This window comes from Sphingobium phenoxybenzoativorans (assembly GCF_018286635.1).
GTDB classification, from domain to species: domain Bacteria; phylum Pseudomonadota; class Alphaproteobacteria; order Sphingomonadales; family Sphingomonadaceae; genus Sphingobium; species Sphingobium phenoxybenzoativorans.
The window spans coordinates 4256612-4281694 of the sequence record NZ_CP073910.1; the positions used below are offsets into that span (position 1 = coordinate 4256612).

Annotated in this window: 33 protein-coding genes; 8 read left to right on the forward strand and 25 right to left on the reverse strand. The window is 63.6% G+C overall.

Translation table 11 applies throughout. From position 1 onward, the window contains the following. Positions 1-43 precede the first annotated feature (43 nt). The 15 genes from KFK14_RS21130 to KFK14_RS21200 are packed head-to-tail and all read right to left on the reverse strand — an operon-like array spanning position 44 to position 11800. Complete coding sequence (locus KFK14_RS21130) at positions 44-727, reverse strand: hypothetical protein (protein ID WP_212608988.1); 684 nt, start codon at positions 725-727, stop codon at positions 44-46. Further along, positions 724-1479, reverse strand: coding sequence for a type-F conjugative transfer system pilin assembly protein TrbC (locus tag KFK14_RS21135; protein ID WP_212608989.1), 756 nt, complete (start codon positions 1477-1479; stop codon positions 724-726). The genes KFK14_RS21130 and KFK14_RS21135 overlap by 4 nt, the downstream gene beginning before the upstream one ends. Further along, positions 1476-2489 carry a conjugal transfer pilus assembly protein TraU gene (traU, locus tag KFK14_RS21140; protein ID WP_030538253.1) on the reverse strand — a complete coding sequence of 338 codons (1014 nt, stop codon included), beginning with the start codon at positions 2487-2489 and terminating at the stop codon, positions 1476-1478. The genes KFK14_RS21135 and traU overlap by 4 nt, the downstream gene beginning before the upstream one ends. Next, positions 2486-3115 (reverse strand): type-F conjugative transfer system protein TraW, encoded by a 630-nt coding sequence (gene traW, locus KFK14_RS21145; RefSeq protein ID WP_212608990.1) that lies wholly within the window; start codon positions 3113-3115, stop codon positions 2486-2488. The genes traU and traW overlap by 4 nt, the downstream gene beginning before the upstream one ends. After that, positions 3112-3633: a S26 family signal peptidase gene (locus KFK14_RS21150; RefSeq protein ID WP_212608991.1), complete on the reverse strand. Its 522-nt coding sequence runs from the start codon at positions 3631-3633 to the stop codon at positions 3112-3114. The genes traW and KFK14_RS21150 overlap by 4 nt, the downstream gene beginning before the upstream one ends. Then, entirely contained in the window at positions 3630-4016 is a 387-nt protein-coding gene (locus tag KFK14_RS21155) for a TrbI F-type domain-containing protein (RefSeq protein ID WP_212608992.1), read from the reverse strand. The genes KFK14_RS21150 and KFK14_RS21155 overlap by 4 nt, the downstream gene beginning before the upstream one ends. After that, entirely contained in the window at positions 4009-4392 is a 384-nt protein-coding gene (locus KFK14_RS21160; protein WP_212608993.1) for a hypothetical protein, read from the reverse strand. The genes KFK14_RS21155 and KFK14_RS21160 overlap by 8 nt, the downstream gene beginning before the upstream one ends. After that, complete coding sequence (gene traC / locus KFK14_RS21165; protein WP_212608994.1) at positions 4392-6944, reverse strand: type IV secretion system protein TraC; 2553 nt, start codon at positions 6942-6944, stop codon at positions 4392-4394. Before traC ends, KFK14_RS21160 begins: the two co-directional genes overlap by 1 nt. Further along, positions 6941-7564 carry a hypothetical protein gene (locus KFK14_RS21170; RefSeq protein ID WP_212611252.1) on the reverse strand — a complete coding sequence of 208 codons (624 nt, stop codon included), beginning with the start codon at positions 7562-7564 and terminating at the stop codon, positions 6941-6943. The genes traC and KFK14_RS21170 overlap by 4 nt, the downstream gene beginning before the upstream one ends. Continuing rightward, entirely contained in the window at positions 7564-8433 is an 870-nt protein-coding gene (locus KFK14_RS21175; protein WP_212608995.1) for a DsbC family protein, read from the reverse strand. Before KFK14_RS21175 ends, KFK14_RS21170 begins: the two co-directional genes overlap by 1 nt. Beyond that, positions 8430-9773 (reverse strand): TraB/VirB10 family protein, encoded by a 1344-nt coding sequence (locus KFK14_RS21180; protein WP_212608996.1) that lies wholly within the window; start codon positions 9771-9773, stop codon positions 8430-8432. The genes KFK14_RS21175 and KFK14_RS21180 overlap by 4 nt, the downstream gene beginning before the upstream one ends. Then, the gene (locus KFK14_RS21185; protein WP_212608997.1) at positions 9773-10579 is read right to left on the reverse strand and encodes a type-F conjugative transfer system secretin TraK; all 807 of its coding nucleotides are present in this window, start codon (positions 10577-10579) and stop codon (positions 9773-9775) included. Before KFK14_RS21185 ends, KFK14_RS21180 begins: the two co-directional genes overlap by 1 nt. 8 nt (positions 10580-10587) lie before the next feature. Then, a complete protein-coding gene (locus tag KFK14_RS21190) occupies positions 10588-11151 on the reverse strand; it encodes a type IV conjugative transfer system protein TraE (RefSeq protein ID WP_030538243.1) in 564 nt (187 codons plus the stop codon). A 12-nt stretch (positions 11152-11163) separates the two neighbouring features. Beyond that, positions 11164-11451 carry a type IV conjugative transfer system protein TraL gene (traL, locus tag KFK14_RS21195; RefSeq protein ID WP_070157786.1) on the reverse strand — a complete coding sequence of 96 codons (288 nt, stop codon included), beginning with the start codon at positions 11449-11451 and terminating at the stop codon, positions 11164-11166. Positions 11452-11485: 34 nt separating this feature from the next. Next, positions 11486-11800, reverse strand: coding sequence for a hypothetical protein (locus KFK14_RS21200; protein WP_070157785.1), 315 nt, complete (start codon positions 11798-11800; stop codon positions 11486-11488). Positions 11801-11977: 177 nt separating this feature from the next. Here KFK14_RS21200 and KFK14_RS21205 point away from each other — a divergent pair, with 177 nt between their 5' ends. The 4 genes from KFK14_RS21205 (at position 11978) to KFK14_RS21220 (ending at position 14446) form a co-directional block, all read left to right on the forward strand. After that, complete coding sequence (locus tag KFK14_RS21205; RefSeq protein ID WP_246524724.1) at positions 11978-12661, forward strand: hypothetical protein; 684 nt, start codon at positions 11978-11980, stop codon at positions 12659-12661. Beyond that, positions 12654-12869, forward strand: a complete 216-nt coding sequence (locus KFK14_RS21210; protein ID WP_212608998.1) for a helix-turn-helix transcriptional regulator — start codon at positions 12654-12656, stop codon at positions 12867-12869. The genes KFK14_RS21205 and KFK14_RS21210 overlap by 8 nt, the downstream gene beginning before the upstream one ends. A 129-nt stretch (positions 12870-12998) precedes the next feature. Continuing rightward, complete coding sequence (locus KFK14_RS21215; RefSeq protein ID WP_212608999.1) at positions 12999-13334, forward strand: type II toxin-antitoxin system RelE/ParE family toxin; 336 nt, start codon at positions 12999-13001, stop codon at positions 13332-13334. 14 nt (positions 13335-13348) lie between these two features. Further along, positions 13349-14446 carry a HigA family addiction module antitoxin gene (locus KFK14_RS21220; protein ID WP_212609000.1) on the forward strand — a complete coding sequence of 366 codons (1098 nt, stop codon included), beginning with the start codon at positions 13349-13351 and terminating at the stop codon, positions 14444-14446. A 51-nt stretch (positions 14447-14497) separates the two neighbouring features. Here KFK14_RS21220 and KFK14_RS21225 read toward each other — a convergent pair whose 3' ends face one another. Then, positions 14498-15121, reverse strand: coding sequence for a S24 family peptidase (locus KFK14_RS21225; protein WP_212609001.1), 624 nt, complete (start codon positions 15119-15121; stop codon positions 14498-14500). A gap of 172 nt (positions 15122-15293) precedes the next feature. Here KFK14_RS21225 and KFK14_RS21230 point away from each other — a divergent pair, with 172 nt between their 5' ends. Then, on the forward strand, positions 15294-16343 hold the full coding sequence (locus tag KFK14_RS21230; RefSeq protein ID WP_212609002.1) for an IS110 family RNA-guided transposase: 1050 nt from the start codon (positions 15294-15296) through the stop codon (positions 16341-16343). 144 nt (positions 16344-16487) lie between these two features. Here KFK14_RS21230 and arsH read toward each other — a convergent pair whose 3' ends face one another. The 9 genes from arsH to KFK14_RS21275 all read right to left on the reverse strand — a co-directional run bounded on the left by arsH (position 16488) and on the right by KFK14_RS21275 (position 22799). Next, positions 16488-17246, reverse strand: a complete 759-nt coding sequence (arsH, locus tag KFK14_RS21235; RefSeq protein ID WP_212609004.1) for an arsenical resistance protein ArsH — start codon at positions 17244-17246, stop codon at positions 16488-16490. Positions 17247-17248: 2 nt separating this feature from the next. Beyond that, positions 17249-18316, reverse strand: a complete 1068-nt coding sequence (gene arsB, locus KFK14_RS21240) for an ACR3 family arsenite efflux transporter (RefSeq protein WP_212609005.1) — start codon at positions 18314-18316, stop codon at positions 17249-17251. Positions 18317-18331: 15 nt separating this feature from the next. After that, positions 18332-18763 carry an arsenate reductase (glutaredoxin) gene (gene arsC / locus KFK14_RS21245; protein WP_212609006.1) on the reverse strand — a complete coding sequence of 144 codons (432 nt, stop codon included), beginning with the start codon at positions 18761-18763 and terminating at the stop codon, positions 18332-18334. After that, positions 18760-19281, reverse strand: coding sequence for an arsenate reductase ArsC (locus KFK14_RS21250; RefSeq protein WP_212609007.1), 522 nt, complete (start codon positions 19279-19281; stop codon positions 18760-18762). The genes arsC and KFK14_RS21250 overlap by 4 nt, the downstream gene beginning before the upstream one ends. A gap of 10 nt (positions 19282-19291) precedes the next feature. After that, positions 19292-19642 carry an ArsR/SmtB family transcription factor gene (locus KFK14_RS21255; protein WP_212609008.1) on the reverse strand — a complete coding sequence of 117 codons (351 nt, stop codon included), beginning with the start codon at positions 19640-19642 and terminating at the stop codon, positions 19292-19294. Positions 19643-19810: 168 nt separating this feature from the next. Then, positions 19811-21655 carry a recombinase family protein gene (locus tag KFK14_RS21260; protein ID WP_212609009.1) on the reverse strand — a complete coding sequence of 615 codons (1845 nt, stop codon included), beginning with the start codon at positions 21653-21655 and terminating at the stop codon, positions 19811-19813. After that, positions 21652-22152, reverse strand: a complete 501-nt coding sequence (locus KFK14_RS21265) for a GNAT family N-acetyltransferase (protein ID WP_246524725.1) — start codon at positions 22150-22152, stop codon at positions 21652-21654. Before KFK14_RS21265 ends, KFK14_RS21260 begins: the two co-directional genes overlap by 4 nt. A gap of 17 nt (positions 22153-22169) precedes the next feature. Continuing rightward, positions 22170-22532 (reverse strand): type II toxin-antitoxin system TacA family antitoxin, encoded by a 363-nt coding sequence (locus KFK14_RS21270; protein ID WP_246524726.1) that lies wholly within the window; start codon positions 22530-22532, stop codon positions 22170-22172. 24 nt (positions 22533-22556) lie between these two features. Beyond that, positions 22557-22799 (reverse strand): hypothetical protein, encoded by a 243-nt coding sequence (locus tag KFK14_RS21275; RefSeq protein ID WP_212609010.1) that lies wholly within the window; start codon positions 22797-22799, stop codon positions 22557-22559. 162 nt (positions 22800-22961) lie between these two features. Between KFK14_RS21275 and KFK14_RS21280 the strand changes: the two genes are divergently transcribed. The 3 genes from KFK14_RS21280 (at position 22962) to KFK14_RS21290 (ending at position 25047) form a co-directional block, all read left to right on the forward strand. Continuing rightward, positions 22962-23237: a DUF6429 family protein gene (locus tag KFK14_RS21280; RefSeq protein WP_246524727.1), complete on the forward strand. Its 276-nt coding sequence runs from the start codon at positions 22962-22964 to the stop codon at positions 23235-23237. 133 nt (positions 23238-23370) lie between these two features. Continuing rightward, positions 23371-23898 (forward strand): DUF736 domain-containing protein, encoded by a 528-nt coding sequence (locus KFK14_RS24135; protein ID WP_246524728.1) that lies wholly within the window; start codon positions 23371-23373, stop codon positions 23896-23898. 477 nt (positions 23899-24375) lie between these two features. Then, positions 24376-25047: a DNA methyltransferase gene (locus KFK14_RS21290; protein WP_212609011.1), complete on the forward strand. Its 672-nt coding sequence runs from the start codon at positions 24376-24378 to the stop codon at positions 25045-25047. Positions 25048-25083 lie beyond the last annotated feature (36 nt).

Sequence of the window (25083 nt, forward strand, 5' to 3'; positions counted from 1 at the left end):
CCTGTTGCGAGCTCTAATCGCTCAGGTGACCGGCGCAAAACCGTTACAAGTCCAGGTTGATCGGCCAGGACTGAGTGACCGTGCACTGCGGTGCCGGATAATGGCTGCAAGCGTAGATGCTGGCGGGATCGACCCCGCTGCCGCCGACGCAGTAATAGCCATAGATTTGTCGTGGGGCCGCGCTGGCCTCCAGCGTGATCGGACAGGATGCGGACTTCTGCTCGGCCGTATAACCGGTGTTGCAGGTCGCCATGTAAGTCCCGACAGAGCCGGTACCCGGCGGCAGCGGCACGCAATTGCCCTTCGAGCCGGAAACCGACATGCCGCTGGTGTAGTCGAGCGGGGTCTCGCTGATCTTGCCCGATCGCGCGAGGATGCTCTTGATTTCCTGGGGTGAGAAGCGCGCCCGATTGTTCATCGAGTCCTCGATCGTGCGGATGGCCGTGTTGCCGGTGGCTGTACTGCGCGCCGCGCCCTCGATCCGGTCCGGATGGGCGGCCAGATCTTCCAGACTCTGCGTCCCGGCGGGGTTGAAACCGGGAACGCGCGAGGCATCGGGTGCAGTCGTCGCTGCATTCTTCACCTGGTCGATCACCGCGTTGCCGAATGCCTTGCCATCGGCCTTCGCGTCCGCGGTCGTCTGCCCTGAATTCGATTGGGCCGTGGCCGACTGAACCGCGCCAGCCGATAGCAGCCCGGTGCAAAGCAGCATCAGGATCTGTCTCATCGATCCTCTCCCTTTTCGAGGCGGGCAAGATGGAGGCGCGCCAGCGCGGCCCCGGGGCCGGCACCGTCCTTGAAGGTTTCGAGGACCTGCCCGACCGTCACATTGCCGGTCAGCCGGTCGTGAGGCGGCGGAACGTCCTGGCAATCAAAGCCATCGCAAGGAGCGAAGTCGCTCCCCACCATGACAAAGCTCGGTGCGGCCTCGATGTGAAAGGCGCGGAACAGACGCGGGTCGATGCCGAGCGCCTGCGGGGCATCCTCGCCTTGCCAGATCTCGGTCAGGAGCGCCTTGAACCGGGCGGAATCGCCGGATGGAAAGCCCCGCAGCACCGTCACGCCGCCGGCGCGGCCCATGTCGCGCACCACGGCCTTCAAGGCCTCGGGCGGCATCGACAGGCTGGCAAAGGCGATGAAGCGCGGGCTCTCGCCAAGCGGCGCCTTTTCCGCCTCAGCCCGCTCGCGAACCATCGCATCGAAATCGAGGACGTCCGTGCTTTTCGACATAGGTGGCAGGCTGTCGGCATAGCGTGCGCCAGCGGATTGGGCCCGGTCCTGGGTTTGGAGCGCGTCATGGTGCAGCGCTTCGGCCCGCCCGCGGACTGTCGCCGCCAGGGCGGCTGCGTCCTCGGCATGCTCTGCCGAGCGGGCACGAATGGCGTCGAGGTCGATGCCGTCGGGGGCACTCTGAGCGAGCGCGAGGCCCGCGAGGGGTACGGCCAGTCCCAGCGGGATGAGAAGGAGTTTCCGGTTCATAGTGCGCAGCAGTTCCGCTTGCGCCAGACGAGGTAGCCCATGTCCTCGCCGATCGCGGGGATGACCTGTCCGGCCGATTGAAAGGTGGTGGCGGCACCGATCGGGGGGCAGGCATAGCGCCCCTTGGTCGCCGGGTTCGGATTGGTGGCCTGGAAGCGGTATTGCTGCTTGCGCATCACCGGCATCAGGTATTTGCCGCAGAGTCCCTTGCTGCCCATCGTGCCCCAGGCGACGAGCTCGCGGTGGAGCTTGTAGGCAAAGCGCGAGAGCACGAGCCGCGAAGCCTGGACATGCCCGATCGAGGCCGAGACGTTGCCGTTCATCGGGTACATCGAGCCCTGGCAGCCAGCGCACCAGAACATCTCGTCAACCGGCAGGTGGACTGTCGAGGACACGCAATCGGCAGCGCAGGCGGCGAGCGCGAGCGGGTTGGCGAACAGGACCGCCTCGGGATTGATGATCGCGGTGAGTTCGCTGTCCTGCCAGAGCGGATCGATCTCGGAGATGTAGAGAATGTCGATCGAGCCCGATTCCAGGCACAGGAAATCGGTGACGATCTCCATCCAGTAGATCAGTGGATAGGCATACCAGTGGACGTGCCAGCTCGAGTAATTCTGGCTTGCCCCACCGATCGCCGATGGCCCCTTGATCGAGCGAAAACCGATATCGAACCCAGGATCGAGCTTCATCCCGCCCAGGTTGACGAAGCACCATGGCTTCATGCTGACGTCGGCAAGTCGGACCGGCTCCCAGAAGCCCATGGCGATGCCCGGCCGCAAACCGCAAAGGCACAGCGGCAGGGTCGGGTTGGAAGGATCTGGACGGCTCGACGGCCAGATCTTGAGGCCCCCGACCGAGATCGGAAACAGGCAGGACCAGCAGATGTCAGTGATCGGGTTGACGAAGCTGCCGGTGCAGCGGCCGGGGCCCGCATCTGCACTGGCTGGACTGGCCAGCATCAGGCCCAGCGCTCCGAGCGCAGCCGCTACCAGACGACGAAGATGTGTCATGGGCGGACTCCTTGACGGGGTGGAAGGACGATCTCGCTGACTTCGAGTGCGCGGCCTTGCTGGCGCACCCGCGCGGGTACCGCGCCGATCCCAAAGTGGCGGATGAGTTTGCCGCCCTGATCGAAGTAGAAGCGCCGCTGCCGTGCCTTCATCAGCTCGAGCGGAGCGCCTTTGGTGAGGATGAGCTTCGCAGCCCTAGACTGGCTCAGCGCCCAGGCGAGCTGCTCGGGATCGTCGCCGTCGAAGAACAGGAGCTCGGCGCGCAGTGGCACGCTGTCGAGCGGGTTCACGCGCGTGCCGCGGGCATGAATGAGCTCGCCCTTGGCGCCTCGAATATCGGTCTCGAGCGTGATCGTCGGATCAAAGCTCCAGCGGCGGGCGGCGCTCGCGCGGACGAGCCCGTCGACCGGTTCGGGCCGGTTGACCCGGGTCGCCGTGCGCTGCTGCAGTTCCTGATTGAGCCGCTTGGTCTCGCCCGACTTTTCCATGGCGGTCAGCCGCGTATGGATCTGCTCAAGGAGATCGCGCTCGATCACCGGGAAGACCGCGCCTTGCTGACCATAGTCACGAGCCTCGGCCGCAGGGACGCAGGCGAGGCAGAGCGGAAGGAAAAGCGCGCGCCTCACAGGATCGACCTCCCACTGCCAAGAATGTGGCCACGGCAGGCAAAGCCCACTTCGGCGTAGCGGCTGTCGAAGCCGCGCGGATGGTCGCTCCCGACATAGAAGCAGTTCCGCGGGATGACGCCTTCGGGTCCGGGGCTGAGCTTGAGCCCGAGCCGGGTTTTCGTCAGACGCGCGCCGACCTTGCGCCCGTTGACCAAGACCTCGGCGCCCTCGTGGCTCACCACGTCGCCCGGCAGGCCGAGCACGCGCTTGCCGAAAAGGTGCGGACCTTTCCCGAAATGCCTCTCGAGCATCGGCGAGGCTGGCGGCTCGAAGAAGATCAGGCTGCCGCGCGAAATCGGCGCCGACTTGTCGAGCCAGAAGGCCCAGTTGGGCAGGCTCGGGCTCGCATTTATGAGAAATGCATGGTCCTCACCGAAAGCGGCGATCGGCGCCCAGGCAAACGGCAGGGCGACAATCCCGGTGAGGAGCAACGGACGCCGGACCCGGCGCAGCGTGCGGGCGACAAGATCCGTCATGGCCGCTTCTCCCGGCCAAGCTTGGCGGCAACCCGCTGCTCGAGTTCGCCCGTGGCATCGGGGACGTCACCGCTGAGCACCGCTTCGGCGACCAGCACAACCCGACCATTGCTGCCCATTTCGCGCACAGCGGCCTCGGCGGCCTGAAGGTAAGCCAGCGTCCGAGCCTGCCCATCCTCGGGCGCCTTGCCGCTGCGCGCTTCGGCATCGACGAAGCGCGCGATCGTTTCAGACAGGCGCACGGTGACGATTTGCTCACGGGGACGCGCCACTTCGCGGCTGACCCAGGCGCCCCAGAGAAGGAGGCAGACCGCGAGGAGTACGCCGCCAAGCCGGAGCACAAGGGAACGATTGAAGGACTGAAATGGTCGAGCATCAGCCATTGGTGGTCTCCTTGGATGCCGGAGCGAGCGCTATTTCGAGGCGCTTCAGGAACCGCGGTGCGCGTGCCACGAGCACGCCAAGCGAGGTCGCGAGGAACACGCCCTGAAGGTCCTGCGAGAAGGCAATCCGCCGGATTGCGTCCGCCTCGCGGTAATGGTCGGCAAGATTGGCAAGCTGCGAGAAGAGAAGTCCCAGGTCCCAGCCCGCGAGGAATAGGAACGCAAAGAGCGGCAGTCCGAGCACAATCAGCAGGCTCGAGACCGCAAAACGCGAGGCCTCGATGAGGAGAAAGCATGTCCCCTGCAGAAACGGCAGTAGGCGCTGAGGCGGCGACCACACGCCGATGTGGTCGAAGGGTGTCTGGTGGAAGGCCATCAGCGCTCTCCCAACGGCAGGCCCGCAACCTTTCGGATCGCATCGGCGAGCGGCATGCCGCGGGCCTCGAGCGCCTGGATCGCGGCGTAAGTGTCGGGGTCGGACGAAAAGATCGTCGCCGAGAGCGAATCCAGAACCAGACGGCCAATCGCCTCGGTCTCCGGGCCCTTGATGAAGATCTCGGAATACTCCGCGCCCGAGCGCTTCAAGGACCGGATCAGGGTCTCGGTGCGATCGTCCATGTCGAGCCGGGCGCTTTGCCGGAAATCGGCAATCGTCTCGGCCTTCTGCTGCAGGATCAGCATCCAGTCGCTGTTCTCGAGCGCGGCGCGGGCGCCGTCCGACTTGTAGTAGTCGTTGAGCGACTGGGTGGCGGTCGCGAGCGCGCCACCGTATTTGCGCGCGGTGCGGGCATAGGTCTCGACGAACTCGCCCATCGAGCCGCCCCGCAGCATCGACCACGCCTCGTCGATCAGCAGCAGCTTGCGCGTTGCCCGCGACGTGCGCGTCATGGCCTGGCCGGTCATGAACATGATCGCCGAGAGGACGACGCTTCTGAGCTCCTCGCGGCTCGCAAGGTCGCTCATCTCGAAGACGGTGAAATCATCGTCGAGCGCGAAGCTGGCCTGACCGGAAAAGAACCCGCCGTAGCTTCCGCCCCGGCAATAGGGGGCGATCGCGGTCGCGAGATTGACGCCGAGTTCACCGCCGCCCTGTTCAAGGGCCGCCGCGATATCGTCGATGCTGCCGCCGCTACCGAGCGTGTCCCAGACCGTCGTTACCGCCCGGTCGATGAGGCCGCGCTCGGTATCGCTTGGCTTGTCATCGTGCCGCGCCATCTGGCCGATGATGGCTTTGATCATGGCAAAGCAGTCGAGACGATAGTCTTCATCGCTTGCAGCCCGGGCATCGTCGACCATCGAGAAGGGGTTGAGCGAGAAGCCTGCTGCCAGCGTGAACTCGACGAAACGGCCGCCCTGGAGTTTGACCGAGTGCTCAAACGAGCGGCCATCGTCGATCACGACGACTTTAGCGCCCGCGCCGCGTAGGGCCGCGCAAAGCTCCTGGAGCAGGACCGACTTGCCCGACCCCGACTTGCCACAGATCGCGATGTTGTGGTTGCCGGCCCCGTTCTCGAACGGCGACCACCAGAAGGGCTGACCGCGGCGGCCGACAAGCAGGAGGTGCGGCACGGCGCGGCCGAGATATTCGCCCTGCATCGGCGCGATATTGGCCGCCGTCGTCGAAAGCATCGTGCGCATGCGCTTCAGGCGCAGCATGTCGTCCGCCAGCCCATCGGCGAGGCTCAAGGGGAAGGATGCGACCAGGCCCTGGAGCTGGAGAAATCGCTCGTCGGCGAGATCCCAGCCTGCAGCCTTGAAGATCGCCTTGATCACCCGCTCATGCGCATCGCCTTGGCCGAGCGGCGAATAGCTGGTGAGCCCGTAGAATAGCTTCACCAGCTTCTTGCCGGCCTGCAGCTCGTTTTGGACATGCCGCCACTCGGCCGACTGGTCGGCAAGCTTGGGGAGGAAACGCGCGCTCTTGGTTTGGCTCAGGCTCGTGGTGCGCATGAACTTGTAGCCCGCGCGCGCAGAAGCTGCCTCCTGGTCGGGATAGACGAGGCACAGCATTGTCGCAGTCGGGCAAGGAAACCGCAGCTTGTCGGTGAACATGTCGCCGATGAGGCGCGCGCATTCCCATGGCGCCCAGCGTTCAGGGAACGCGCGCACCGCAAAGTGGCGCAAATCGAAGCTGTCGGGCAGGCATTCACCCACTTCGGGATGGCCCGCGCGGTCGCGGCCGATCTCGCGGAACCGCTCCGTTCGCAGCACCATGCGGTCGTCTTCGACCTCGAGCTCGATGTCGCTGCGGATCGCCTGGACGTCGATCTGCTCGAGCGGATTCCAGCTTTCACGCTCGGGTTCGCGGGCCGTGGTCGGCGACGTCAGCTCGTCGATCAGCCCGATCAGCGCCGAGGGCCGCAACGCTTGGGCTTCGAGGCCCAGCGAATGGATGAGTCCCAGGAGCCCCTCGCGACATTCGGCGAGTTCGGCATCAGTGACATGCGCGCTGTCGGGTACGCCCAAGGAGACGATCAGACGGCTGCTGCGCACGTGGAAGGGCGCGTGCGCGGAACCGCTCTCCCAGACGAGATCATAGAACCGGGCAATCCGTTCGCGCGCGATCGCCTCGTAGATTCCGCCCTGTTCGTAGCGGGGTGCGAACCACGGCGAGACCACTTGGCCGATGCGCGGGCTCGCGAAATTGAGCACCTGCAGGCAGGCGCCCTGGGGCAGCCCTTCGGAGAAGAACTGACCCAGGATTTCGCCGGTGCGCTCATCAGCACCGATGAGCGGCGTCACCTCGAGGATGAAGCCCTTGGAGCGGGCATTGCGGTAAAGCCCGGCGCTCTCGTCGAAGACCCGGTACGGGAGCCAGTCCGAGAGCATGTCGAGGCCGAAGCTCATGCGCGGCTTTTCCGCCGAGGCCGTGTCCGCAAACAGCGACCCCATCAGCGCATCGCGCGCGCTGGCAAGCGAGAGAGTCATGGCTGTTGACCTTCCTGAGGAGCAGGCTCCTCATGGTGTGCATCTGGGTGGGGGACCCGAGCCGGGAGGGAGGCAGTCCCGGGTCCCCCGGCCGGCGCGTGCTGCAAGGGGGCAGTCAGCACGTCCGGCAAGGCGGTGGAGGCAGGATCGGCAGGAAGATCCGCCGGGGGATCGATCGGATGCGGCGGCTCCACTGCGCTCTCGGGATGACGAGCGGCGCTCACCGCACGGGCGAGTGCCCGAGCAACTTCGCGGCGGCTCGCCGGATCCTGAAACTGGCTGGCCGCGCTCGTCGGCAGCGGCACCTCCACGACCCGCGCTTCATGCGTCCGCCCATCTGCGTCGCGATAGGGCGCAAGCACGACGCGCAGCCGTCCTTCGGATATCTGCGGCAGGACGCGCGCCGAGGGTAGCCTGGTCGCTTCGGGCGCTTTGCCGGAAGCCTGAGTGGCCGCGTCATCGATGACCGAGGTCGGCGCGCAATTGCCCTCCGGTGCCCGGCACGAGAAGCTCCCCTTGACGTTGCCGCCCAGCACCGCGCAGCCGCTAGTGGCTACAGCGAGGGCGGCGAGCGCCGCAAAGCGCAGCGGTGCGAGGGTAAATCTGTTGGGCCTGCCCATCACTTGCCTCCCTTGTTCGGAGTGAGGCCAAGGAAGCGGCGGATTTCGCTCGCCGGGCGATAGCCCTGCAGAACCGCGCCATCGCTCGCCCGCACCAGGACCGGCGTGCCGTTGAAGCCATTCGCCTTTGCGAAAGCCTCGTTTGCATCGAGGCCCTTGGGCTTGCAGCCCAGTCGCGCCTTCGGCACCTCACCGGCGTAGGCGGCGTGGAGCGCGGCGGCCGGATCGGACGCGCAGAGGACGGCCTCAGACAGCGCTCGGCTCTTGGCGCCGAAGATCGAGATCGGCCGTTCTTCGACCTGGACGCCCGCTTTGGCGAGTTCGCCGGTCAGGCGCTGGCAATAGCCGCAGTGGAAGTCCGAAAAGACCACGACCTTGGGACCTGTCGGATTGCCCCAACGCACGGCGCCATCGGCGGGCAGCTTGGCAAGATCGACCTTGGCTGGGGCCGCGTTCGCCGGTTCTTCGTCCTGCGCCTTGCTCTCGCCGCCCGCGCGTGCTGCACCGGCGGCGATGAGGTCAGGGTTGAGCTCGAGCAGTCGCGCTGCCGTCACATCACGGCGCGTCTCCATGTCGTAGAGCCGCCCGACCAGGAGGTAACGGGCAGAGCCATCGACGTAGAACAACGTGCTCCCCGACACGACTTCGCACAGCCCGCCGAAACCCTCGCAAGTGAGCGCGTCGATCGGGGTCTTGGGAAGGCGTGCCTTGAGTGCGGCTCGCACAGCGCTCAAGGTGTCACTCGCCTGGGCCGGAGCAGAGGTCACTGCTGCGAGACCGAGGCTGACAACGGCGAAGGCCGTAGTGAGGGCAAGCGCTGCCGTAGCGGCGCGGGCTTTGAAGCCCGGCCGGAAATCCGTGTAATTCATTTCGTGTTGCTCCTGACGTGAACGCCGTCGAGAAAGACGATCTCGACCTCGATGCCGGTCGGCATCTCGACGACGGGTTGGTATTGTTCGGCGCGTTCGATGAGGTACTTGCTCACCGTGTCGGCGGCCTCGCCGGCGCCCTGGCCGATGCCGCCTGTGACAATGTCGGTCGGCGAGAGCGCCTGCCGCTTGCCATCGGCCCCGATCTGGCCGGTGAAGATGCCATTGGCATTGGCCGAGAAGCCCCGGCCAAAGCCGCCGACGATCCCGGCAAGGAGGGCTTGGCCAACAAGGCTGCCTTCGCGGCTGACGACACGGCCACGCACGCCCGACTTGCCGGCAAAGCTGATGAAGCCTTTGACCTCGCTCACCGCGTAGCGGCCGCCCGGCTGTGCGCAGGTCATGCGCGCGAGCTTCACATAGACTTTCTCACTGCTGAGATCGCCGCGGGCCGCGCCGTTGACGAGGCAGCCGGTAATGTCGGTCGTCAGCACCTTGCCGCGCCGCATGACCGAGCGTGCCGGGCCGGTAATCCGCAGCACCACGGGGAGCGGATCGGTCTGGCTGGCAACACCGGTCGAGGCATCGACCCCGACAATGACTCGCGCCGGCGCATAGCTATTGGGTGGCAGGTAATCGGGGCTGTCCTGCAGCAGGAGCTGCGGGGCGGCGGTGTCGCCGGCCGGCTTCTTGGGTCCGGCACCGCCGGTCTCGAAACTCATCAGGCTGACCTTGGCGTCCGCTGGCGGGCCATCGGCGGCCTGCCGATTTGCACCGGGCGCCGTGGTGCCAGCGCCGGGGGTAACGCCAGGGCCATAAGCAGGTGGCGGCATGACCGGTGCAGCCGGTGCGCGCGAGGCCTGGTCGAGCTGCACCTTCAAGGCCGCGTTTTCTGCCGAGATCGCATCTATCGCGTGCTGACCGTCGGTGCGCATCTGCGCATTTTCGGTCTTGAGCGCGGCGAGCTGCTGCTCGAGCTCGGGGCGCGACACCTGACCTTCCTTGAGCGCCTTGATCTCGCGGTCCTGGGCGTCGGCCCGGTTGCCGTAGGTCGCGACAAACTCGCGTTCGGAAAGGTTGCGGTTGACGAGGCCACCGGTGTCGATCGTCACCGCTTCGCCGGAAGCTCCCGAGCCTTTGTCCTTGTCGCCGCTGAACAGGAACGTCGCGCCGCAGACGAGGGCGATGGCGCCGACACCAATGAGCAAAGCCTTCTGCCGCTGGGCAATCTGGCGATTGAGGTTACGGCGTCCAACTTCGCGCCGGCTCTCAGGGGTGGCGGCCACTTGGCCGTTGTCGGCTGCGGGTTCACCGCCTGACCGTTCGGTTTCGTGTGCCATTACTCGAGCCCTCCCTTGCGGAAGACAAGGAAGGCGCTGGTCGTCTCGCCGGGACGCAGCGCATCGCGGCCATAGGCAAAGGCGATTGTTCCGGCCGGGCCCTCACGGTCGGCCGCGAGGTCGAGCGGCTCCTTGCCAAGGTTGCGCAGGACAAGGCGCTGACCGACGAGCTCGGCGCCGGAATATTCCGCGACCAGCTGGACCTCGATCCCGCCAGTCTTGCGGGGGAGCCCCAGTTCGGCGCGGGCCGTAAAGCCGGGGAGCACCGCATCCCCCGCCATGGCTTCGATCAGGCGGATCGCGGTCTCATCGGGACCTGCCGCCTGCTCCCAGTCTTCGGCGTCATGGGTCTTCAGCGCCGGGTTGGTGACGAAGATCTGGCTCGCCTCTTGGGCGGCCGTCCGGCACGCGAACTTGTAGACGTAGCCCGCCTTGCTCGTCGCGAAGAAGCTGACCCGGTCGGCGGCAAACTGCGGCGGCACCGAAATGTAGATGTCGCCGCGGACCGGCTCATGGGTCACGGTGAAATCGTTGTAGGGATAGGCGCTGGCGATCTTCGAGACGTTGGCAAAGCCATCGCCTACCAGCGCGATGCGGGTCAGCTCGCTGCGCGAGAGCACGCAGTCGATCTTGGCGTTGTCGGCAGCTTCGACGAACTGATCGGCGAAGGCCGGCGACGCGCTGAACGCGAGGGCGCACAGGGCGGCGCCAAGCGCCTTGAAACCGGTGTCGATACGGCGAGTGACGCCTATTCCGAAACAGGCGAGACCGGCGCCAAGCGCGGTCGTTGGGGTAAGATAGCTCATGGCCGTCTTCAGTCCTTCTGGCTTTGGTCTTGCAGCTGCTCGAAGCCGACGAGGCCGAGGGCGAGGCCATGCCGGCTCCAGCGGAACCGGAAGCTGCGATCGTTGCTGGCGATCACCTGCGCGCCGACGAAGGTCTTGAGCGTGCCGGTGACGGTCGAAGTGAGGGCGGCCGGATCGACCTCCATCTTGCGGATGACGAAGGCCTGGCTGATGTCCGAGCCGCGCTGCTCGTCCACGATCTTGACGAGCTCGGCCTTAAGGCGGCCGTGAGCGGCCGGATCGGCGAGCTTCAGGATCTCGGCCATCCAGTAGTCGAGGCCTTGTGGGCTCCGGTTGAGCAGCATCAGCGCGGTGTCGCGGGTGACGAGCTCGAGGTAATGCGCGTCAGGTCCGGCACTGGAGAGCGAGAGCCGTTCGCTGGTCACCGGGACCAGCACGACTTCCCGGTCCCGGGTTGCTGCCGCACCCACGCCGAACAGCGTAGTGACAGCGAGGCCGCCGGCGACCAGCGCCAGCCAATTGCGCTGACGCAGGTATTTCTGGGCCTCTTCGTATGCGAATTCTGCGCGCATCGCTCGTCTCCCTCAGCCGGCCAGGAGGCGGCAATGGGAGGGCGGCGTGGCTTTCAGCCCGAGGAAACCCCCGGGCATGTACCAGTAGGCAGCATGCACCAGCGCCGAGCCCGCGTTTCCGGATTTCGCCTTCCGCAAGACGAACCAGGCCGCAAAGGCGAGAGCGATCCCGATGAAGATGTGCTGCGCCAGGATCCCCCAGGCAAAGGGGATCAGCAGCCCCGCGAACTCGTCGATTGTCCAGAAGCCAATGAGCTCCGGATCGTCGAGCCGTTGGGGTACGAGGTACTTGTCAGCCATGATGCCGCCCTCCCGCCGTGACCGGATCCGCTGTTCAGATGACCGCGGTCACGACCGAGGTGACGATCGGCACGCCAGTGCCGACGCCGATGCCGACGCCCACGGGAACGGCGATCTGACCGAGCGTGAAGCGGCCCGAAGCGAGGCCGATGAGGCCGCCCGCGAGGCTGAGCACGGTGATGATCTTGCCGCCCGAGCCCTCGAGAAAATCGGTGAACTTCACGAGAGCGGGATCGAAGGTGGTGTCGGCGCCGGCATAGGCCGCGCCGGCACCGGCGAGGGCAACCAGTGCGGGCAGGATGTAGTCCTTGAGCTGGGTGCGCCGGGCAAACTGGAGAGGGGTATTCATGAGGCAGGGCCTTTCGAGGGTTGAAGGAGCAGCAAGCGGTGGGCCCGTTCGCTGTCTGTTCTTCGTGATCCCTCGATGCCCCTGTAGGAAATCGCGACCGTTAGTTGGGGCCTGCCGACCAAGCAAAAAGCGACATCAAGAGGTGCGCGAGCCGGCAATCGCGCTGCCTCGATCTCTTTGAGCGCCAATCAGGCCGAAGATCGCGCCAATGAAGTCGGAAACCGCGCCAGCTTGGCCGATTTCTGCGCGAATCGCAGGAGATGTCTGATTCGCTCCTTCCTCTTTGTTCCTTTTATGTTCTTTTCATTTTCCTACACCCTTCCTCTTCCGATAGCCGGTGAGTCGATCATGCTAGCCAGAGGAGAAACAACCGTGATCGACATGGGCGTACTTGGAGAAAGCCAAACCCGGCGCGACCTCGCGCACCTGCTGCAAACGGCCGTTGAACGGAGCGGGCGCAACCGCTGCGAAATTGCGCGTGAGGCAGACCTTCATAAGGATGCACTGCGTCGGACGCTGTGCGGCGAGAGAAGCCCGAGCCTTGGCGAAGCGCTGCGCATCCTCGCTTCATCAGGCATGGCGCCGCATGCTCACCTGCTGCTGTTCTTGGGAGCCGGCGGCGATCAGGCAACCCGCTGGCTTCAGACCGACATTGCCCTATTCTTCGAGGAACTGGTCGGCGAACTTCCCTCTGCCCTTGAGCGGGTTCTTGGAAACCAGGTACATGACGTGAAGCCCCGTTGGGCCAAGGGAACGGCGCACCGCGTCGCGCGGCTTCTGGCTGATCACATCGACGAGCTCGAACGCAAGGATGCGTTGCTGGGTGAAGGCAGCGCGAGCTTTGGAGGGCGCCATGGCTGAAACAGAACCGGCGCCGTCACCCGAGCAGCGCAGGATCACCCGCCTGATCCGACTGAAGGAGGTCCAACACCGCGTCGGCCTCGGTCGGTCGACGATCTACCGGTGGATGTCCGAAGGGAAGTTCCCGAAACCGGTTCAGCTTGGGGGATATGCGGTCGCATGGGCGGAAGACGACATTCAGCTCTGGATATCGTCGAGACTGGCGTAATCATGGCGGCAAGGTTGCGTTTCCCGGGTTGACGCCTGACCGGAGATAGCTCGACGTCCCCCTCCCTTGCGCAATCAGCAAGGCTCCGTTAAGGCGTTACCTATTAGGTAACGAAAATGAGCCAACCTCTTGGATATCGATTTTCGAAAGCGCAAGCTCGAGAAGACCTTCAATGCGCAAGCAGAATTGCTCAAAGCCTATGGGTTACCCATGGCAAAGGCGATCATGAAGCGCATGACGGTGCTCCGGGCTGCGCGCACCCTGAGCCAAGTGCCGATTACGCCTCCCGAACGAAGGCACCAGCTGACCGAGGACCGGGATGAGCAGTATGCAGTCGATTTGGTTCATCCCAAGCGACTGGTCTTTGAAGTGAACCATGATCCAATCCCTCGCAGCGAAGACGGGGGAATCGATCTAACCAAGGTGACAGCGATAACGATCATCGAAGTGGTCGATTATCACTGATGGAGAATACAACGATGGCGACCGCAGCCAATCAGTTCCGACCGGACTATGCCGTCCCACCCGGCTGGATCCTCGAAGAACGCCTGGAAGTTCATGGCATGTCGCAAGCCGAGTTTGCTCGGCGATGCGGTCGCTCGGCCAAGCTCATCAGCGAGATCATTGCCGGCAAGGCACCACTCGAGCCGGAAACTGCAATCCAGTTCGAGAAGGTTCTCGGAGTTGACGCCGATCTGTGGCTCTCGATCGAGTCCGGTTATCAGCTCCATCGAGCGCGCGAGGCTGACGCAGCACGGGCAAAAGACGCCATCGCCTGGTCAAAGACATTCCCCATCAATGACCTGGTAAAGCGCCGCTGCTTCGCAAAACCCGTCAATCCCGTGGACGCGGTCTCAAAGCTGCTGGCGTTCTTCGGCGTGGGTTCGCTCGACGCTTGGAATAGCCAGTACGGCTTGGCGAAGGTTGCCTATCGGCACTCGCCGTCGTTCAAAAGCAATGAGGTCGCGCTCGCGACCTGGCTCCGTCTCGGCGAACTCGATGCAGAGCAGCAGGAATGTGCAGATTATAGCGAAACGCAGTTCAAGCTGGCGTTGAAGCAGATCCGTGCCTTGACGCGTGAACCCGTCGAGCAAGCCATTCCGCGCACGCGCGCACTGTGCAATGAGGCTGGTGTGGCGCTTGCCTTGGTGCCGCCGCTTGCGAAAACCGCGCTTAGTGGTGCCGCATGGTGGATTTCGCCTCGCAAGCCCGTGATCCAGCTCAGCGCACGCCACAAATCAGACGACCATTTGTGGTTCAGCTTCTTCCACGAAGCCGCCCACATCCTCCTCCACAGCAAGAAGAGCGTTTTCGTCGATGATAAGTCGCGCGACGGGACCGATGAGGAAAAAGAGGCCGATGCGTGGGCCTGCAACACGCTCGTTTCGACGAGCGCGTGGAGGCAGTTTGTCGGGACGGGGCCGCGAAGCGAACGAGCGGTGCTCGATTTCGCGGAGAGCCAGGGTATCGCGCCAGGCATCATTGTTGGCATGCTTCAGCATAGCGGGATCTTGCCGTGGACTCATCTGAATGGATTGAAGACCCGCCTCAAATGGTCGACCGGCGCCGAGGACTGAGCGGTCAGGCGCATCTGGCGCTCTGACGGAGCAACGTTCGAGGCCGCGGATTCAAGCTAGCTGCATGCCGATCCAGATGACGCGCCCAACGATCTGTATCGCGTTTCTCATGAGGCCATCCCAGTTGGGATAGCTTGGATTGTCAGTCAGTACTGCGATGCGGTTTCGTGCCGGTTCGAGCGCGATCCTTCGTACCAGCAATCCGGTATCGGCTCGGATGACGTAGAGTCCGTCGCGAGGATTTTCGTTGGCGAGATAGCGCTGAATCAGCACCTCATCGCCATCCCGCAATGTCGGATACATCGCATCTCCTTCGACCCTGACGATCGAAACTCCCGTCGGCTTGTGACTGAGACTGCGCAGCCATGCCTCGTCGACAAGACGGACACGGCCAAGGCTATCGTCAGCATCGGTGGCGCCAAGAACCGGGATCGCGATCGTCGATAGCCCCGCGCTTTCCGGAACCTCGTCTCCGCCAAAGACAGCGGCGGGGACGCCAAAATGAACCGACAGCTGCGCGATGTCGCTGGCGTCGAGACGCGCCGGGCTACCTCGCTTGATGAACTGCTGGATATAGGCCGCATTCCGGCTCAGCAGACGCGAGACGGACGAATAAGACTCGCCGCGTTCCTTGATGAGCTCATCGAGCGCGCGGCGAGGATCGAGCTTGGCCATTCCTACGAGTTCCTAGAACGTGTTTCGTGATTCAAAGGACCAATCCCATTCGGCGAATCTATTTCCGATTGCTACCCTCACATTGGTTTGCGGACGTCGGAAGTTTGCAGGGCTCCTGCCGCGAGATTAAATGACGCCGCGCCAAAACGCTATGTTTTCATAGGGGATAGTGTTGGCACGTCGGAAGTACTGGGTTGGTCTGGATACCGGAGTCGCGGAAACAGCAGTGTGCCTAATCGACGAATTCGGTGAAATCCTGTTCGAAGGAAAACGGGAAACGCATGCAGGCCAGATAAAGGATATCCTGCGCCCCTTCGGTGTCGAAGCGGTGCAGCGCATTACCATTGAAGCGGGCGTAGGCACCCACATGGTGCGTGAACTCCAGGCTCAGGGCTTTCCTGTCTATGTCGCGGAGGTTCGTCGTGCCTCCAAGTTCCTCGCTATCCGGCGGCAGAAGACTGACACCAACGATGCGAGGGGGCTTGCGGACCTCGGCCGGATAGGCCGCACGATTGGTGCAGAGGTCTTCGTAAAGCCTCTCGACTGTCAGAACCTGCGCAGCCTTCTCAATGTCCGCAAGAATCTCATTCAACAGCGCATGAAGCTGGACGCCCTCGTTCAGTCGATCGTGCGTTTGCACGGTGGCAAGCTGAAGACTAGCACCGGTGTGGGCAGGCTCGCCAGCGGCGTCGAAGATCAGTTGGAAGTTTTGCGGGCAGACGGCCTCGACGTCGACGCCGATGTACGTCCCCTCGTTTCAATTGCTGAGAATCTACGATCGCATATCGCGGCGATGGACAAGCGCCTACGCGCGGCGGCACTAGCCCATCCGGTCTGTTCGAACCTCATGACCGTACCGGGCGTCGGCGCAATCACCGCGCTATCCTTCTACAGCGCGATCGGCGATCCATCGCGCTTTCAGCGAACCCGCGATGTTGGCCCCTATTTCGGATTGACCCCATCGATTCATCAATCGGGCGTTCTCGCCCGGGTCGGCCGGATCAGCAGGTTCGGTAGCAAGCTCACGCGGACCCACTTGGTTTCGGCTGCCACCGTCTTGCTGTGCTCGACAAAGGCAGAAAGCGCATTGCAAACTTGGGGTCTGGAACTGAAAAATAAGGTTGGCTTGTCTAAGGCCAGGGTCGCAGTCGCCCGAAAGCTCGCGGTCGTCATGCTTCACATGTGGAAGTCCGGATCTTCCTTTGACCCGGCTCGCACATAACAAGATCCTCCTACGGGAGGGGCAGGCCTGGACCCCGCATCAATTTTTGGGGGTCTCACCCCGGCGTAGGTAATTGGGCCAGGCCTGCCAATTTCAGATCACGGCGAAGGCGGTTCCACACTATCTCGCACTCATCGCTGTGCGTCAGACAACTTTGGTTAAACCGGCTGCGTCGGCTGGCGTTTCCACGGGCTCATTGCGATCCTTGCGTTCCGAGTAACGATCGACAAGCTGATCTGCGTGCGGTCGCATTAGCACCGTGAAACGCACCAGTTCCTCCATCACATCGACGATCCTGTCGTAGTAGCTGGATGGCTTCATTCGCCCAGACTGGTCGAATTCCTCATAGGCCTTGGCCACCGAGGACTGGTTGGGGATCGTGAACATCCGCATCCAGCGCCCCAAGATCCGCAGCGTATTGACGCTGTTGAACGACTGCGAGCCTGCGCAAACCTGCATCACTGCCAGCGTGCGCCCCTGCGTGGGACGAAGACCCTTGTAAGCGAGTGGCAAGTGATCGATCTGCGCCTTCATGATTCCGGTAATCTGACCATGGCGTTCTGGGCTGCACCAGACCTGAGCCTCGGACCACAGCGAGTGTTCGCGCAGTTCATGGACGGCAGGATGATCGTCGTCCGCGACCTGATCCGGCAGCGGCAGGTCAGAGGGATCGAAGATGCGGGTTTCGCAGCCGAAGAATTGCAGCAACCGCGCCGCTTCCTCCACCGCCAGGCGCGAGTACGAGCGTTCGCGCAAGGACCCGTAAAGCAGCAATACGCGCGGGGGCGGGTCGAGTTTGCCTAGTCCCAGCGCCGGTTGGCGATGAGCATAATCGAGCTTGAGTGCGGGCAGATGGTCCGGGTCGCTGAGCGCGCGCAGGCGGGAGTTGCTGGTCTCGCTCATGCTCACACTCTTGCGGGCACAGTCGAAGGGAACCAGCGCCGCCCGAACCAGAACGCGACATTGACCAGCAGGATCAGCACCGGGACTTCCACCAGCGGCCCGATCACGGCGGCAAACGCCACCGGTGATGCAAGGCCGAAGGCAGCTATGGCGACCGCGATCGCGAGTTCGAAGTTGTTGCCCGCGGCGGTGAAGGCCACGGCTGTCGTGCGCGGATAATCACTCTCGATCAGCTTGCCCATGAAGAAGCTGATGGTGAACTGAACGACGAAGTAGATCGTCAGAGGGATCGCAATCCGGATCGTATCGCCCGGCAGCGTCAGGATCTCACCTCCCTTGAGGCTGAACATAGCCATGATGGTGAACAGCAGTGCCACGAGCGTGATCGGCCCGATCCTGGGCAGGAAGGTGCCCTCATACCATTCGCGTCCCTTAGCTGCGGACAGCCACTTTCGCGTCAGGAAGCCGGCAAGGAAGGGAATGCCAAGATAGATCAGCACCGCTTGGGCGATGGTCCAGAAGCTCACTTGGATCACGCTGCCCGCAAGCCCGAACAGCGGCGGCAGGAAAGCGAGGAAGAACCAGGCGTAAATGCTGAAGAACAGGATCTGGAAGATCGAGTTGAACGCGACCAGCGCAGCGACATACTGGTTGTCGCCCTTGGCGAGCTGGTTCCAGACGATGACCATGGCGATGCAGCGAGCAAGGCCGATCAGGATCAGCCCTGTCATGTATTCCGGCTTGTCGCTGAGGAAGATGACCGCCAGCACAAACATCAGCACCGGACCGATGATCCAGTTCTGGATCAGCGAGATTGCGAGCACCCGCTTGTCCTCGAACACCCGCGGCAATTCCTCATAGCGCACCCGCGCCAGCGGCGGATACATCATCAGCACCAGGCCGATGGCGATCGGAATGTTTGTCGTGCCCCACGACAAGCTGTCGATTGCCTTGGGCAATCCAGCAAAGGTCGAGCCGAGCCCGACCCCAATTGCCATGGCGAGGAAAATCCAGAGGGTGAGGTAGCGGTCGAGGAACGACAAGCGTTCGCGCTTTGCAGGTGCGGTCATTCGCTTTACTCGCGTTCAGCCGGTCACGCGGTTGCCGGCGACATCGACCACCTGCTCGCCGTCTTCCTTGGTGAAGGCACCGCGCTGGGCTGCCGGGATCAGGTCGAGCACCTCCTCGGAGGGACGGCATAGCTTCACGCCCAGCGGCGAGACAACGAGCGGGCGGTTGATGAGGATCGGATGCTCCATCATCGCATCGATCAGCTGCGCGTCCGTCAGTTCGGGCTTGTCGAGGCCAAGCTCGGCATAGGGCGTGCCCTTTTCACGCAGCAGCGCACGCGTGCCGATCCCCGCGCGTTCAATCAGGCTTTCCAGCAACGCGCGCGACGGGGGAGTCTTGAGATATTCGACGACGTGCGGCTCGATCCCGGCGTTGCGGATCATGGCGAGCGCATGGCGCGAGGTGCCGCATTCGGGATTGTGGTAGATGATGATGTCAGTGGTCACTTGTCCGCTCCTGCCTGCGGGCTCGCGCCTTCGCTCCGGCCGATTTCCTTGAGTTTCTGCTTCATCGCCATCTGGTCGATGCTGGCGAGCGGCAGCGTGAGGAACAGCGAGATGCGGTTGGTGAGATAGCGCAGCGCCTGCAAAAAGGCTTCGCGCTGGCTGTCGCCCTCGACCGCCGCCGGATCCTCGATGCCCCAGTGCGCGGTCATGGGATGTCCGATCCACACAGGGCAAGCCTCGCCGGCGGCATTGTCGCAGACGGTGAAGATGAAATCGAATTCGGGCGCGCCGGACTTGGAGAACTCGTCCCAGCTTTTCGAGTACATGCCGCTCGTGTCGTAACCCATGCCATTGAGCACCGAGATCGCCATGGGATGGACTTCGCCCTTGGGTTGGCTTCCGGCGCTAAAGGCCCGAAAACGCCCCTTGCCGAGCTTGTTCATCACTGCCTCGCCGAGGATCGAGCGGGCGCTGTTGCCGGTGCACAGGAACAGGACGTTGTAGACCTTGTCGGACATACCGTACCCTTCAGCTTGCGGTTTCACAGTGGAGCCCCGTCATGAGGTCGGAGCACATTTCCGGCGCGCCCTGACAGCAATCCTGCATCAGGAAAGTGAGCAAGCGGCGCATACCGGCAAAGTCGGCGCGGTAATGGATGAGGCGGCTCTCGCGCTCAGACTGCACTAGGCCGGCGCGTTCCAAAGTCGCCAGATGGTGCGACATGGTCGAAGGCGGCACGCCCGCACGTTCGGCAATGGCGCCAGCGACATGGCCGTCGGGACCGGCCTTCACCAACATGCGAAACACGCTGAGCCGCGTTTCATGCGCAAGGGCGCCAAGCGCATCGACCGCCCAGACTTGCGTGGTCAGCTCATCCATGATTCGTCGATCCTTCCAGTTTCATCGAATTATGAGTGCCCAAGCCTCGCGTCAATCGATGATTCGAAGAGTGTCGAATTAACTGCCTTTGAGATGAAGCGGGACGAGTTGGAACGATGCAGGAACGAATTTTTGCGGGCCTTTCGGTCCCTGACTTGATGCAAGTTTCTACTTCTGTTCACGGTAAAAGAATCGCAGAAATCCGCCATTTTTGTGAGTTTCGAGTCCCTGAATTGGACTCGAACCTCTAGGCCACATTGAAATGCGGGCTTTTCTGCGGGCCTTCGCCAAAACCACATCGCCTATGTTGCTGTTATAACACATAAAAAATAATAAGATGCGAGTCCTCTTCTGGCACCATTTCGGTCCAAAAGCCCGAGTCCCTAGCACCGCCGCCTCTACGCCAGAGGCGGCGGTGAGGGTCCGCAGCAATTCGGTGCGCGTGCCGCAGATTCGCACGTCCGTCTTGCTATGGACCTCGACCCGCTGCGCCACAGCGCGCACATGATTGCGCGCATAGGAGCCATCGTCGTAGCGGAGCTTCTTCCTGGCCGCCAAAGCGAAGGCGTGAAGGCTCTCGACTGTGATCTCTGGGCTGATCCGCTCAATGTGGGCCACGGCCCGCTCGGCATCGCCTCGGGCCTGGTCGCGGATGGCGGTCAGCTCCGCGATGCGTCCCTTGAGCGAGGGATCACCCATATCGACCAGTCCATTCTCGATCGCCTCATAGAGCCGGGAGAGCTTGGTGTCCGCCTCCGTCGCCCGCCGTTCCATCTCGGCGACGTGCTGGCGGCGCTCGGTCACCCATTCTTCCCGCCTTGCGATGAGCTGGTCCATCAGCACTTCAAGCCGCGCGGGATCGAGCAGCCGCTTTTCCAGATGCTCGATCACCGCCTCGTTCAACCGGTCCATCGGGAGCGAGACACCGGGGCATCCCGTCTTCCCCTTCGTGGCCTTGGTCGCGCAGGTATAATAGCGATACTCCAGCCCGCTCCGGCTGGTGCCGGTGCGCAGCGTCATCGCGGCGCCGCAGCAGGCGCAGAAGCAGATGCCGGTCAGCAGCGTCGATCCGCCCACAGCCCGCGGCGCCATCATCTTCGGGCTGCGCGCCTTCAATGATCGCTGCACGGCCTCGAACTCCGCCACCGTGACGATCGGCGGCACTTCCATGATGGCGTGCTCGGCCTCGGGCTTCCGGCGTCCCTTCTTCACATCATAGGTGTTGAAGCGGTGCTGGCCGATATAGGTCGTCCGCGTGAGCACCTGATGCACCATGCCCTTGCCCCAGCGGCCGCCATAACGGGTGCGGATATTGTTCTCGTTCAGCCAGCACGCGATCGCCATGACCCCGATCGGCCCGCGACCATCGGCGCCCTCCAGCGCCAGACGGAAAATCCGGCGCACCGTCTCGGCATGGATCGGGTCGACTTCCAGCTTCTTCTTGATCTTCGTGCCGCGCTGCTCGGCGTCGATCACACGGTAGCCGATCGGCGGGCGGGCGCCGTTCCAGAAGCCTTGCCGCGCATTCTCGTTCATCGCGCGCAGCGTATGCTTGGCCGTTTCCTTCGACTGATATTCGTCGAACAGCGTCATGATCTTGCGCATCATTTCGCTCGCCGGATCATCGCCGAGAACCTGTGTGATCGAGACGACGCGCACGCCGTTCTTCGCCAGCTTGCGGAGGTAGAACTCGAACTGGAACTGATCGCGGAAGAAACGCGAGAAGCTATGGACGACCACCACGTCGAACGCGGGGGGCTTTTCCATCGCCGCATCCATCATCTCCTGGAAAGCCGGGCGGCGATCATCCGTGCCGGTAACGCCCGGTTCGACGAACTCGGCCGCGACGTCCCAGCCGTTCGAGAGGCAATAGCCCTCAAGCTGGCGGCGCTGATCGGGGATTGACAGATCATGCGTCGCCTGGTTCGGGGTCGATACCCGCAGATAGAGCGCGGCCCGCTGCGCCGGTTGCACGGCTCCGGTTTCCGAGGGGGCGAAAGCAGCGTTCATCATCGTTCGACCAATCCTTGAATGATGTGCATCGGCAGTATGAGACGTTGGGAATCGGCCAATCGCACGAAGCCATTGCCTTCGTAGAACGCGGCTGCGCGATCATTGATGGCGTCGACGATGAGCATCGACGATCCAGCCGTCGCCGCCGTCAGCCATGCGCGCTCGACGGCATCGGCGATCAGCACCGCACCGAGGCGTTCGCCCTGCCGCGCTTCGGAAACCGCGAGTTGGCCGATGAGCGTCGCGCCGACGAGCGGATAGCGCGGGACATGCTTGCGCGCCGATGCCGGAATGTCGCCTTGCGCGATGTTCGCTTGGCTGAGCGTATAGTAGCCGAGAATGACGCCGGGATTTGCATGCGCGGCGAGAACGAACACACCAGCCGACCGGCGGCGGATGTCCTGGCCCGCCTGCCTGCGCAGATACCGATCGAGGCTGTCGATGCCGCAGGAAAATCCCTCGCGGTCGTGGTGCGGCCCCAACGGCTCGACCTTCAAATCCCCCGCCGTCATGATCAGGACGCAACCCGGCGCCTGTGCTCCCGGAAAGCGCGGATCAGCCGCTCGCTCGGCTCGGGCGGATTGATGAGCGCATCGAAGAACGCTTCGCGGTCACGATCCGACAGCACGAGCGTCTCATGCTCGGCGATCGTCCGCCGCGCCGTGTCCGCCAGCGCGGTCACGCAAAAATCGCTGACCTTGCGCCGCGAGAGATGCGCGGCTCGCTCGATCAAATCCTTGGTTTCTTCGTCGATGCGAAAGCCGAGCCGCTCGACGCGATTGGCTCTGGCTGATTCCGCTACAGCTTGCTTACGCGGCATGGGACTGGCTCCTGATTGATCCATATCCGCTACAATGTGCGTCATATTGACGAACATTTCAACCTCTTTCCATAAGCCGTTTCAGGGGAGCGGCCCGAACAGGGCGTCCAGCTCCTCGCGAAAAGCGCCTTCGATGACGCGCAACTCGGCATCGCCGATGGGAACCTGCTCGGGCCAGTCATCGGTGACGACGATCGGCGCGCTGGTAGCGCTCCTGCGAGACGATGCGCGCGTCGGATGCGGCTGCATGTAATCGTGCAGGTCTGCCAGCCCTTCCGACCAGCCGCGGGGTGCGCTGCGGCGACGTTTGCGAGAGAGTCCCATATGCTCAAGCTGCCGCGCATCTCCCGGGAATCCAGCAAAATCGCCATCGGACGCGCCATGCCGGACCCGTAGCCACGGCGGCGGGATTCGGCGCACGGCGGCACAAGGCGGAGATAGCGAAGCGTAGCGTAGCAGAGATACGTGCTCACGGCGGGATCGCGGATGCCGTGCGCAGCCCGGTTTGCTATCCTCCTGCACATGGACTCGCGGACGGATATCGACACCGACAGAATCGACGAGGCGGTGCTTGCCCTGCTGTGGCTCAACCTCAGCACCACCGGCACGGCCTGGAAAGGCTTCGACTGGAGCGCGATGGACCGGCTGCACGAACGCGGGCTGATCTCCGATCCGGCGCGCAAGGCGAAGTCGGTGCATCTGCCGGACGCAGGCATGGCCGAGGCCGAGCGCCTGTTCAACGCGCTGTTCGCTCGCTCCTGAATCCTGCCACGCCGATGCGAAAGCCATAACCCGGCGATCGCTGCTGGCTCCGCTGAAATGCCGGGCGCATCATTGTCTCCCGTCCTGCCTGCGTGACCGGCCCTCACGGCCTCCCTCGTGGCTTGATCTGATCGTGTCCACCTGGCGGCGCAACGGCGCCGGGCAGCTTTTTTCCGCCGCCTTCGGCTTTGCAGCGCGAAGCAAAAAAGCGGCCCTTCGGCCGTCCCTGGGCCGCAAGCCCACCCCGCCGCGCAAGCGCGACGGGAACCCCGGGCAGCGGTGCGCAGCCGAACGTCCCCGATCTTCGACATGCCACGAGGCCGCGAAGGGCGCGGTCCCGAGTCAAGAAAGGACTGACGACATGATCTGCGGAAACTTCAAGGCGACCGATCGCGGCTTCCACGGCGAAATCCGGTTTTTCGGCCTCAGCGAGAAGGTGGAAATCCTTCGGACGGGCGACAAGGCAAGCGACAAGTCGCCCGACTATCGCATTGTTGCCGCCGACGATGAGCGCATCGAATTCGGTGTGGGCTGGCTCAAGGCCACCAAAGACCAGAAGCCTTACGCCTCCCTCAAGCTCAATCCGGTCCTGGCGCCGGACGTTCATCTTCGGCTTGTCTCGACCGAGACAACCGGCAAGTTCGAGCTGAAGGTCGACTGATCGCGAGAGCGTCCCGCCAGCAATGGCGGGACGCTCCCTTTCCGATCCCGGATGGATCTTCGCCACATTCACCATCGCCGATCGCCCTGGCAGTCGACCGCACAATGATCGCAATCCTGGGCTGGGGCTGACCGGGCAGGGATCGGCCCGATGGCCGAGCCGGTATCCCGGCCATCATTTGCGCGAATGGGAAAGTGGGCGGGACAGGCCCGCGGAGTGAGCCTGCCCAAGCGGGCAGGTTTTCCCGTGCGCCGCCAGGGCGGCGCGATCGTTGCTAAGGACGTTGTCCTCGCGCCGGTCAAGGTAAGTGGAACCGTCCGGGGCGGTATCCCCACCTTCCGCGGCAAGCCTTGTGCAGGCGGGTGATTCCCCTCCGCCCCGGCCGCCCTTGCCCCGTTGCTACCCTTGGCTCGCCGCCGGGCAGAAGTTCAGGCGCGGCATTCCGCTTCGCTGAACTTCAGACCCAAAGGATTTGACATGACCAGCAAGGCACAGGCTCCCCGCAATGTGATTTTCAACGGCGATTGCATTGAAGTGATGCAGGCTTTCGATAGCGGCACGGTGGATTTCATCCTGACCGATCCGCCCTATGTGACGCGCTACCGGGACCGCCAGGGCCGCAAGGTTGCCAATGACGATAACGGCCGGTGGCTCCGTCCGGCGTTTCGGGAAATGCAACGCGTCCTGAAGGATGGCGGCTTTGCGGTTTCCTTCTACGGCTGGAACAAGGTGGATTTGTTCATGGACGCATGGAAGGCCGCAGGCTTCCGCGTGGTCGGGCATCTTGTGTTCCGCAAGCGCTATGCGTCGTCCGCCCGCTTTCTCCGCTACGAGCATGAACAGGCTTATTTGCTCGCAAAGGGCAACCCGGCCCGGCCCGCGCGGCCTATCCCCGATGTGCTGGACTTCCCCTATTCGGGCAACCGTTTGCACCCCACGCAAAAGCCCGTTGAGGCGCTGGCGCCGTTGATCGAGGCTTTCACGAAGCCCGGCGACCTTGTGCTGGACCCGTTCAGCGGCAGCGGTTCGACACTGGCGGCAGCCCGGCAGCTCGGGCGCGACTGGACCGGCATCGAACTGGATAACGACCACTACCACACCGCCAGCAAGCGGCTTGCAGCGCAGCTTCATCACCGGGCGGCCGCATAGGTCGCCACTCTTTCCCAACATTCGCGCCCGTCCCTG